Consider the following 10,580-nt stretch of genomic DNA (forward strand, 5'->3'; position numbering starts at 1 on the left):
AGCCTTTGTTCTATTGCACCAGCGTGCTTACGGGATGAGCGATCCGGACGTCAAAGGCCGCTTTTTCAATTCTCGCGATACGTTCGGCTGGTATCTCTTCTTGGCTGAGGCATTCCTCGACCACATGTGGAACTATGAACCAATGTTCGGTTCGCGTGTCGTTCCGATTCTGGCAGCTGTCGGTCGAAATCGAGCTCTATTGGAAAGGCTCGACGGGATCGAGGAGCGAATGCGAAGAATTGTGGGCTCGGAGCGCAGCCAACCCAACGGAGGAATTTTCGAACTCCTCACCGCTGCTGCCTACTGCCGCCAAGGGGGAGAAGTGGCGTTTCGACCAGAGGAAAGGGGCATAGCGCGCTCGTGGGATCTGGACGTGGAGCTCGGTGGCCGCCGTTATGCCGTCGAATGCAAGCGGATGGAGACAAGCGAGTACGGCGATCGCGAACGGGCCCGGATGCGTGAATTGTGGGGGCCTGCTTCCCAACTGCTTGCCCACCATGAGATCAGCACGTTCTGCAACGTCGACATCCTCAAGCCGGCGAGTGAAGTGCCGAACGATTACTTCATCAAGAAGGTCGCGCAATGGCTGTCCAGCGGAAAGCCGTCGTTGTTGTGGAAGGACGATATCGTCGAAGGTGTCGTCGGCGAAATGGATATGGAGCCGCTGCAGAAAGAACTGGAAACTGACGACATTCTTTCTGCCGGAACGAGGCTGCACGAGCTTCTGGCTGGGCGTTACATTCGCCATGCAAATTACAATCAGGTAGTTCGCTTCCAGCAGGGAATGTCACCCCGATACATCGGCGAATGTGATCTGGCGATTCTCTTTCGTTGGCAAAACAGTTCGAGCGCTTTGATCGGCGCGAAGTCGCGCGACGTTCTGCGAAAGCTGGCTGAGGCCCACGATCAGCTTCCCCATGACACAGATTCGATCGTCCATATTGGATTTGAAGCAGTCGAAGGCGACGACGTGGAAAAGGCTCGCTTCGAAAAGATCCTTGCGAGCACCGGCAGGTTCGACGCGAAGGGCAAGCCGCTGCGCTACGTCTATTGCCACTATTTTATTCCGGAAAGTCCTCCTTCCGAAGGGTGGGCCTTCGATGAAACGGTGCAATGGAGACGGATTACCGGGAGCCTACCGCGGCCCTTGGACGAGCCCTTTCTCGTCCTTGAGAAAGGCGGGCGAGTACATTGGAGACCTCACAGGGAAACAGATACTGACGACGATCTGGGATCTATTGAGGTCGCCTGATGGTTCGGGTGAGACCGCACGCCTCCAGCCATCAGCTCATTCGGAATGCTCCTCAGCCGGTGTCAGCCCCATTTTTCCAGACTGCGTGCTGCCGGCGTAGCTCCACCTCGATTGCAGCCAGTTGCGCTGGATAGTCGAACCCCTTCAACGACTTTTCTACGACTTCCGCGGTAAGGATCACCAGCCGCCATGCCGCGTAGTCGTGGAAGGGGTTCAGGCCGATCACGTTACCCAGCGAGAGGTCGCTGGGCTCCGCAGCGGCAAGGACCTTTGCGAACTTGCCGATAGCAGTGTTCATGTCCCATTCGGAGGTGAACAGCATCAGGGCGCACAAAGCCAGGAGAGGGGTCGGTGCTCCGTAGAATCGATAGTAGTCCGGCTGCGTCTTCCCGAAGACGATACCGCTATTTTTTGCGACGAACGCGCATAACGAAAGCGTGTCTTCGTAGTAACGCTGAAGCGCAACAACATTAAAAACGTCCTGGCCGAAATGCTTTATCGCCAATAGACCGGCGCGCTTCCACTCAGCATCTTCATGAACGACCGTCTTCGCCAATTCAACAAGGGTGAGGTTCTCCTCCGTGAACTGAAATTTGGCCGCAGCCGCCCAATCGAAGGCAGGCATCTCTGCTTGCGCCGGGTGAAATGTCCAGCGCCGGTAGCTTGGATGTCGTTGCAGCAAACGCGCCCAAGCAAGTGTCTCCGGTGTTGCCTCGACCTTGAAGCGGGTCCCCGATTTCATGTCGAAGAACCATTGTCGCATCGCGCGGATAGTGGCTTGGTCAAAGAGGCCTGTTTCAATGCCCTTGCAGACGAGCAGACGGACCGCGCGCGTTTCGGCGCTTTTTTCAGATCCGAAATTCAGAAGACTATCAGCCTGCCGCGTCTCGCCGGTGTCGTTGCCGTAGAACTCACAAAACGGATGATGAGCATCGCCGCCTTGTTGATCGACGAAACGAAAATGCGCTTGGCGAAGCACGGCCTGGCTGGCGCGAGCCTTGCTCGGCCGCACGACTTGTGCCCCCGTTTTTCCGCAGGATGAGCAGCGAACGTCGTTGCGGATCCAGTCCGCCCATTGCGATAGGTCCGCAGCGGTTGCCTCGCTGCTCCCAGATCGATTGCCGCTCAGCAGCCATCCGAGCTGCTCCACGTCCAGCTCGCGTGCGAAATGTGCGGAAAATGCTGTCGTTGGCATCTTGTCTCCAGGATTGAAAAGCCACCGCAGTCCGTTTCAGGCAAACACACCTTGCGGCCGGTTCGAGCAAGTTCGAGACTTCGAACGCCTAGTTATTCGGGCATGTTCGCACCATACGAAACCGATTCTCTGCCAGACTTTCAGCGAAATCGTCCGGTTCCGGCAAAGTATCCACAGATTGCACGCAATCCGGTCTGAAAACTTGTTTGGAAGTGCATCGTGGTTGCGAGATTTGATCTTTAGCGCTTGACGGAATCCGACGGGTCATTCTCAACTTTCGGGCATGACCTACGACTTCGCGAGTCTACATCATGCCGATTTCGAAGAACTTGCCCGTGCTCTTGCGGGACGGGCGCTCGGTGTCCGCTTCGAGGCCTTTCCTGCGGGTCCGGATGATGGCATCGATGGACGTCACGCGACCGCGGACGGCGACATCGTACTCCAAGCCAAGCATTATGGCAGGTCATCGTTTTCGGCTCTGAAGTCGACAATGAAGCGCGAACGGGCTTCAATTGACGCCCTCAAACCACACCGATATGTGCTCGTAACGTCGACGCCGCTTACACCCGCCAACAAGCGCGTCCTTCAGGAAATAATCGGTCCGTCTCTGTTGTCGCCGGGAGACATTATCGGACCCGACGATCTGAACTCTCTCCTGCGGGCACACCCGGATATCGAGACGGCACATTCAAAGCTCTGGATGGGCTCGACCGCCGTGATGGAGAGCGTGTTAGCCTCTGTGATCCAAAGATCCGGTTTACGTTCCGAGCAGCCACCTGAGCCACTCTCTGCGCTTTTACCGAAGCAGAAGCGGCCGGACGGGGAAGCGACAGCAGCTGAGGAGAGCGAGCGGGACGTCATCTACATAATCAAGTCGTCGCCTCGCGACGACGAATTTACCCTGTGGCTCGCACCAAAGCTTCAGGCGGAGGGCTATCGCGTATTCGCTGATATTCTGACGTTGCAGCCGGGCGATCGCTGGCGCCGGCAAATCAATACCGCGCTGCAACACCGGGCGGTGAAGGTCCTTGTTTGCTGTCGCAACGAGACCTTGGAAGACGACAACGTTCAAGAGGATATTGCGATTGCGGCGGAGGTTGCCGATCTCGTCGACGATGCGCGCTTCCTAATCCCACTTCGCTTGGAAGCCTACCGTAAGGTCAAAGGCATTGGCGACTCAATGGCGGTCGACTTTGTACGCGGTTGGGGTGAAGGCCTAGTGTCGTTGCTCGACGCCCTGAAACGTCAAAAGGTGCCGCGCGACCCCAAGGGCGTCACTATTGACCCGAACTGGGAGATCTTTCGACGTCGCGGATCGGTCCCCCTGGTGGAGGAACCCGAGCGCCTGACGTCCAATTGGCTGCGGATTGCCGAGATTCCTGATGCGCTTCTCTATTATGAAGCATCGGGGGCGCTCGACAGGTCTCGGCTGCAAAAGGCGCTTGATGGTTTCGCGTTTCCGGCAGCATTGATGGGCCAGGGGTTTGTCACCTTCGCGAAACCTGACGAGATCGAAGAGGCATTTGCGTCGGCCGGCAAGTTCACAGTGAAGGAGGAGATCGCACTCACGACCTTTATCGAATCTGGCCATCAGAAGATGAAGGTCGAGAAACAGGTTGCATCCAATCTTATTCATACGATGTTCAAGAAGGCATGGATCGCGCATTGCCGAAAGCTTCGCTTCATCGAGTATCTATATTCCAATGCTGCGGGCTTTCACGTGTCATCGGATCAAGCCCAGATTGGCCAACGCATACCCTGGGGGAAACAGGGCGATCGGCGCTCCTCGATGCTGCGCGATGTCGCAAAGGGACACGTCTGGCAGTTCGGCGTCACGGCTATTCCGGCCTTTTGGCCTTTCTTTCACTTCAAGCTGAAGTCCCGGGTCTTGTTTGCCAAGGACAACAAGACGCCGACTGGCGTTGCAATCGACGATCCCAAGAAGCAACACCGCCTGCGCAGAACGATCTGCAAGGGGTGGCGCAACAAGCAATGGTACGGCCGAATGCTTGCCTTCCTTGAAATTTTATCGAGCGAATCGGCCTTCATTCGTTTGCCGTTGTCTCCAACAGCGTCCATCGTCCTCGAGGCAAGCCCGCTCTTGTTTACCAGCCCGGTAAGCACGGCATTGCCTGATGTCCTTGACGCTGACGCTGAAGAGACGGATCTGTCAACGCTTGGCCGGCCCGAGGCAGATGAGGTTGACGATGAAGCTGCCTGAGAAGTCACTTACGGTCGAACATTTCGACGAGCCGCAGCTAGAGTTTGCAGGCGCTCAAACCAGCCCGCATCCGAAGGATGGTCTCTTTCTTTACGGACCACATGCGAAGGCCCGAAAGCCGCGGGAGATAAATGTCGGCGTGGTCGGCACGCCCGACGGCATCGTCCATTTCCGGGATTGGGGATTCAGGTTGCATCGCCAGGTTTCTGTTCCCCCTCCGGGAAAGGGCGAAAAAGCCGACCGTTTGCATCTCGCGAACTTTCCCGGCCTCGAAGAGACCTTTGGAATTTCGTTTGATCCGGACGGCTGCAGCGCGCTCTCGATACCGCTTTCTGACATCGAGCACGCAACGCGGCTGCAGAATTTGAATGAAGCCGTTGACAAGGTTGCGCGTCTCTATATCGAGCGGGTCAAAAAGCATCTTAAGAATGAAGAGCGTTCCGTCGACGTGTGGATCCTCGTTCTTCCGGAGATCATATATGACCGCTGTCGGCCAGGCTCGAAACGATCTGGGCTCGTGCTTGAGAAAGGGGATTTTAGCAGGAAGCAGAAAGCGAGAGCGACGCTGCCCCTCTTGGCCTCGGTCGTCGACCTCCAGGGGGAGGAAATCTTCGATGACGTTCCTGATTTTCACCGCCGGATCAAGGCTGAATTTCTCAAGATCGCGCCAACGCAGTTGCTGCGCGAGACAACCCTTGCTCCCGAGAAATTTCTGAACATGGCCGGCTATCCAGTTCGTAAAACGCAGGATGCGGCAACCGTCGCCTGGAATATTGCGACCGGCCTTTATTACAAAACGCAGCCCAAGCCGCCATGGCGTCTCGCACAGATTCGGCCGGGGGTCTGCTATATTGGTATGGTCTACAAGAACCTGCCAAGCGACCCGGACGGGCATGCCTGTTGTGCTGCGCAGATGTTTCTCAGTGAAGGCGATGGTGTTGTATTTCGCGGCGCCAACGGCCCGTGGAAGACGGGCGATTATGAGTATCACCTGAAGCGCGATGCAGCCAAGAACCTGTTAAGCTTGGTTCTCCGCTCTTACACGGAAGCCCATCAGTCTCCGCCCCGTGAGTTGTTCATCCATGGCCAGACTTATTTCAGTGACGAAGAGTGGGGCGCTTTTGTCGAGGCCGCTCCGGCTGAAACGAACATCGTTGGGGTCAGGATCCGAACGACTGGCGGGGAAACGAAGTTGTTCCGCGACGGTGATTACCCCGTGATCCGCGGTACCGCACTTCTCCTTGATGAGAAGACAGCCTACCTCTGGACCACCGGCTATGTTCCCGAACTTGACACCTATATCGGGCCCGAGACGCCTAACCCGCTTCACATCACGGTGATGCGAGCAAAAGAAAAAAAGCCTGACATTCGCACCGTGCTCGCCGACATTATGGGATTGACGAAGATCAACTACAATTCCTGCAATTTCAATGACGGTTTGCCGGTCACGGTGCGGTTCGCGAAGATGGTGGGCGACGTGCTCACCATGGGGTCCGCGAAAGGCGAAGAAAAGCAGCCTTTCAAATTCTACGTTTGAGGTCGAACATGGCAGCAGCATCGGAAGGTCGTGAGAAACCGGTGGTCGACGAGGAGCCGGCCCGGATCTACAAGTATCGATCCTTCAGCAATCGCACGATCGAAATGCTTGTCGAAGATCAGCTTTTTTACGCTGATCCCAGCACATTCAACGATCCCCTCGATACGCGTCCGACGCTCAAGGCGGACGTCGACGCCGTCGCGCTGCAGGAGATGCTCAGGACCTTTGTCGAACGTCGAACGACGGCGGAGTTAGAGGCCGCCGCAAAAACCATCCGTTACCGAGGGCCAAAAACCGTCGAGCACATCCTGAAGCTCGGCCGACAACGGGCGGAGAAGATGTTGCAAGAAGTCGCCTACAACGCGACCAATCCCGATTACGAAATGGAAGACCCCGACGTCTTCCTTCTGAGGAATTACGTGGAGCGTGAACTCCTTCGACAATACGAGAAAGGCATCGTCTCTCTAAGTGAGAGATGGCAATCTCCGTTGATGTGGAGCCATTATGGTGACCAGCACCGCGGTCTATGCGTCGGTTATTCGGTCCCGGACGATGTTGGCGATAGCCTTCGCAAGGTAAATTACGGCGGTGGGCGTCTCGTCCAGGCGAGCGCTGTGGCCGCGATGCTCCGCGGAGACGCGGGCGCTCAGCGCCTGGTCGATGATTTGGTTCTCTTGCAGAAGGCTCCGGATTGGAGCTACGAGTGCGAATGGCGTCTGATTGGTCGCCGTGGCTCTCAGGATTCGCCGCTCGAGATGGAGGAAATAACATTTGGAATGCGGTGCGATCTTGCCGTCAAATACGCGATTGTGAGGGCGCTCGAGGGCAGGCAACGATCAGTGGCATTCTATGAGATGCACGAGGATGAAGGGACGTTTGATCTGAAGCGGCGAGTTTTGGACGTCGCCGAGCTCGGTGTCAGTCTTCCGAGGCGGGCCCGTCATTACCTTGAAGTGTTTGATGAGATCCCGGACATTGAGCCTCCACCCCCAGCAGGGGACAAGTGAGCGGCACCAATACATTCAGTCGGCCTTGCTCTAGGCTCCAGACTCAATTGGTCCACCAGATGACGATAGCAGCGATGTGGACGGCGGCCTGGAAGTTTGTGGCGAGCTTGTCGTAGCGGGTGGCGATCCGCCGCCAATCCTTGAGACGGCAGAACATCCGCTCGATGACGTTGCGCTGGCGATAGGCCGTTGCATCGAAGGGATGGCGGCGCTTTCTGGTCGGGTTGTTGGGAATGACCGGAATGGTGCCGCGTCCGGTCAGATACTGGCGCAGGGCATCGCTGTCGTAGGCGGTGTCGGCGGCGAGGAAATAGGCGGGTGGCAGGTGCTGGAGTAACGGCACGGCGGCGCGCACATCGCCCATCTGTCCCGGCGAGATCTGCAGACCGAGCGGCCGGCCGCGCCCGTCTACGACGGCGTGGATTTTCGTCGTCCGGCCGCCGCGGGAGCGACCGATCGCCTGCGTCTGCGCCCCCCTTTTCCGCCAGCGGCCGAGCGATGGACCTTCGCGGTGGTACTGTCGATCATCTGCATGTCGCATGGACTGGCCGCGACCGTAACCATCCGGCCAAGGCCGCAGGTTAGGCAGCTTGATCTCGCAGGGACTTCGGCGGTTGCCAATTCCAAGGGAGCAATTGCTCCAGCTTAGTGGTCGGCGTGTCGGCGACGCGGGCGAGGACGTCGGCGAGCCAGGCCTGCGGATCGACGTCGTTGAGCTTGGCGGTCATGATCAGTGTCGCCATGAAGGCGGCGCGATCGGCACCTCGATCAGAGCCGGCAAAGAGCCATGACTTGCGCCCGAGGGCAAAACCACGCAGCGCTCGTTCGGCGGCGTTATTCGTCAGGCAGATCCGGCCGTCACCGAGGAAGGATGTGAAGCCGTCCCAGCGCTTGAGCATGTAATCGATCGGCTCGGCAACCGGGGAGCTGCGCGACAGCTTCGCCCGCTCGGTGCGCAGCCATTCCTTGAGCGCATCGACGATCGACTGGCTTTCCTGCCGGCGGCGTTGCAGCCGTTCGTCGGCGGCAAGCCCATTGACCTCGCGCTCGACGTCGAACAGCTCATCGATGCGTTTGACCGCCTCCAGCGCCACCGGCGAGATTGCGGCAGCATTCTTGCCGCGTTTGGCGTTGCTGGCGATGTCGGCAAGTACGAAGAACTTGCGGCGCGCATGCGCCCAGCACAGCGCCTGGGTCAGCGGAACAGGATCGCGATCCACCTTGAACAGCGGGTTGTAGCCGCCATAGGCGTCCGCCTGCAGAATGCCGGTGAAGCTCTTCAAATGGCGTTCGGGATGCTCCTGCCGCCGATCGCGCGAGGCATAATACAGTGCCGCCGGCGGCGAGTGCCCGCCAAACGGCCGGTCATCTCTGACGTAGGTCCAGATGCGACCGGTATCGGTCTTGCCCTTCGCGAGGATCGGCACGGTGGTGTCATCGCCATGCAGACGCTCGGCGGCAAGGACATGCGCCTCGATCAGTCCATGCAACGGCTTCAGCGCCGCGGCGCAGGCCCCGACCTGGTCGGCGAGCGTCGACAGGCTGAGGTCGATGCCTTCGCGGGCATAGCGCTCGCTCTGCCGGTTCAGCGGCTGATGCTGACCGAACTTCTCAAACAGGATCATCGCCAAGAGGTTCGGTCCGGCAAAGCCGCGCGGCGTCACATGGAAGGGTGCCGGCGGCTGGGTGATCTTCTCGCATTCACGGCAGGTAAACTTCTCGCGCACGGTCTGGATCACCTTCCACTGACGCGGCACCACCTCCAGCGTCTCGGTGATATCCTCACCCATATTTGCCAGCTTTGCTGAACCGCAGCATGGGCAGTTTGATGGAGCGGCGATGACGACGCGCTGGCGCGGCAGATGCTCGGGAAAGGGTTTGCGCGACGGACGCTTGCGCTCGAAGGTCCGGACCGTCGAGGAGCGTGCGGCCATCTCCGCCGCCAGTTCGTCTTCGCTGGCGTTGCCTTCCAGTTCCTCGAGCTGCAGCTCCATCTGTTCAAGAAGCCGAGCCTTGCGCTCGGAACGGCTGCCGTGGATGTCGCGCTTCAGCTTCTCGATCTCCAGCCGGAGCCGGGCAATCAGCGCATCCGAATGCGAGTTCACGGCCTGGGCGCGAGCGGCGAGCGCCTCGGCTTCACGGCGAGCCGCCCGCTCGGCGAGGATCATCGCATGGGCGCTGGAAAGGTCGTCGGGAAGCTGATCGGCCGCATCGGTCATGGCGGGATGGAATCATATTCGCTCCCGCCGTGCCAGCGGTTTTGCTCATCCCGCCGATGTCGGACGCCAGGTTTTTTGCGGCATTCGCCAGTCGATGCCTTCGAGCAGATAGCCGAGCTGCGCCGGCGTGATCACCACCGTGCCGTCGGCCGCTGACGGCCAGATGAAGCGGCCGCGCTCGAGCTTCTTCGTGAACAGGCAGGCACCCTGGCCATCGTGCCAGATCACTTTGATCAGCCCGCCGCTCCGACCGCGGAAGACGAAGAGATGGCCGCTCATCGGATCGCGTTTCAACGTCTCCTGCACCATCAGCGACAGGCCTGGAAAGCCTCTGCGCATGTCGGTATAGCCGGTCGCTAGCCAGACCTTCACACCGCTCGGGACCGGAATCATCGCCGCTCCAGCACATCAAGAATCCGACCGAGCGCATCAGTGTCGATGTCACTCTCGACCCGAAGGCGACGGCCGCCGCCAAGCTCGATCATCACCATGCTCGCTTTCTTACGCGGCCAGGAGACCGGCGGCGGCTCGACCGGGGTCGCTGGCGCTGGCAGCGCTTCGACGACCTCCACCGGAACGAGTTGCGGGACGGAAGGCGCGGAGATCTGACAGAGCTCCTTGCGCCAGCGGAAGAGCTGGCTCACATGGATGCCGGCCGAGTGAGCGATCTCTGAAACACTTGCGCCTGGCTCAAGCGTCGCCGCGACCAGCCGCTCCTTCTCCTCCCGAGACCATCGCCGACGCCGTTCGACCGAAGTAATGACCTCAATCTGATGCTTAGTCATAGGACTACTCCTAGCGCTTGCACTAGGATTTGCAGTCTTCAGCCTACCTCGACAAGGCGGCCATCACCGGAGGGGTACCCGCGACCAGGGCCGAAAACAGCTTCTGCCACAGGCCGCGGCCGGCCCAACGATGAAAGCGGTTGTAAATCGTGGTTGGCGGGCCATAGACGGCCGGGCAATCCTGCCAACGGCAGCCGACACGCAACACGTGGACAATGCCGCTGATGACGCGGCGGTCATCGACCCGGCGCGCACCGGGCCGGTTCTTCGGCAGCAGTGGTTCGATAACGGACCATTGCTGATCGCTCAACCAGAATTCGCTTCCCATGCCTCAACTCCGTTATTTTTCGGAATAGAATCATGG

At 58.9% G+C, this 10,580-nt stretch carries 9 protein-coding genes and 1 pseudogene; 4 read left to right on the top strand and 6 right to left on the bottom strand.

All coding sequences use genetic code 11. The annotated features are described in order from the left end of the window. Positions 1 to 34: 34 nt before the first annotated feature. Positions 35 to 1,252 (top strand): transposase, encoded by a 1,218-nt coding sequence (locus ACFHWW_RS04480; RefSeq protein WP_379937383.1) that lies wholly within the window; start codon positions 35 to 37, stop codon positions 1,250 to 1,252. A 52-nt stretch (positions 1,253 to 1,304) separates the two neighbouring features. On the opposite strand, the gene ACFHWW_RS04485 is transcribed toward ACFHWW_RS04480, so the two are convergent. Further along, positions 1,305 to 2,447 carry a hypothetical protein gene (locus ACFHWW_RS04485; RefSeq protein ID WP_379937384.1) on the bottom strand — a complete coding sequence of 381 codons (1,143 nt, stop codon included), beginning with the start codon at positions 2,445 to 2,447 and terminating at the stop codon, positions 1,305 to 1,307. A gap of 283 nt (positions 2,448 to 2,730) precedes the next feature. On the opposite strand from ACFHWW_RS04485, the gene ACFHWW_RS04490 reads away from it, so the two are divergent. From ACFHWW_RS04490 to ACFHWW_RS04500, 3 genes are read left to right on the top strand one after another with little or no spacing between them, the layout of a single operon-like run. Beyond that, entirely contained in the window at positions 2,731 to 4,668 is a 1,938-nt protein-coding gene (locus ACFHWW_RS04490) for a TIR domain-containing protein (protein ID WP_379937385.1), read from the top strand. After that, entirely contained in the window at positions 4,655 to 6,205 is a 1,551-nt protein-coding gene (locus ACFHWW_RS04495; protein WP_379937386.1) for a hypothetical protein, read from the top strand. The genes ACFHWW_RS04490 and ACFHWW_RS04495 overlap by 14 nt, the downstream gene beginning before the upstream one ends. Positions 6,206 to 6,213: 8 nt before the next feature. Beyond that, on the top strand, positions 6,214 to 7,212 hold the full coding sequence (locus ACFHWW_RS04500) for a DUF2971 domain-containing protein (RefSeq protein ID WP_379937387.1): 999 nt from the start codon (positions 6,214 to 6,216) through the stop codon (positions 7,210 to 7,212). 43 nt (positions 7,213 to 7,255) lie between these two features. On the opposite strand, the gene ACFHWW_RS04505 is transcribed toward ACFHWW_RS04500, so the two are convergent. The 5 genes and pseudogenes from ACFHWW_RS04505 to ACFHWW_RS04525 form a co-directional block, all read right to left on the bottom strand. Continuing rightward, positions 7,256 to 7,753, bottom strand: coding sequence for an IS5 family transposase (locus ACFHWW_RS04505; protein WP_379937388.1), 498 nt, complete (start codon positions 7,751 to 7,753; stop codon positions 7,256 to 7,258). Between the two features lie 40 nt (positions 7,754 to 7,793). Continuing rightward, positions 7,794 to 9,431 (bottom strand): IS66 family transposase, encoded by a 1,638-nt coding sequence (gene tnpC, locus ACFHWW_RS04510; protein WP_379937389.1) that lies wholly within the window; start codon positions 9,429 to 9,431, stop codon positions 7,794 to 7,796. A 45-nt stretch (positions 9,432 to 9,476) separates the two neighbouring features. Next, positions 9,477 to 9,824 (bottom strand): IS66 family insertion sequence element accessory protein TnpB, encoded by a 348-nt coding sequence (gene tnpB, locus ACFHWW_RS04515; RefSeq protein ID WP_027997154.1) that lies wholly within the window; start codon positions 9,822 to 9,824, stop codon positions 9,477 to 9,479. Next, entirely contained in the window at positions 9,821 to 10,216 is a 396-nt protein-coding gene (tnpA, locus tag ACFHWW_RS04520; protein ID WP_379937390.1) for an IS66-like element accessory protein TnpA, read from the bottom strand. The genes tnpB and tnpA overlap by 4 nt, the downstream gene beginning before the upstream one ends. 67 nt (positions 10,217 to 10,283) lie before the next feature. Continuing rightward, positions 10,284 to 10,544 (bottom strand): annotated as a pseudogene (locus tag ACFHWW_RS04525) (transposase); the annotation flags it as partial. Positions 10,545 to 10,580 lie beyond the last annotated feature (36 nt).

The organism is Sinorhizobium sp. P24N7 (assembly GCF_042436655.1).
Lineage (GTDB): Bacteria > Pseudomonadota > Alphaproteobacteria > Rhizobiales > Rhizobiaceae > Sinorhizobium > Sinorhizobium meliloti_A.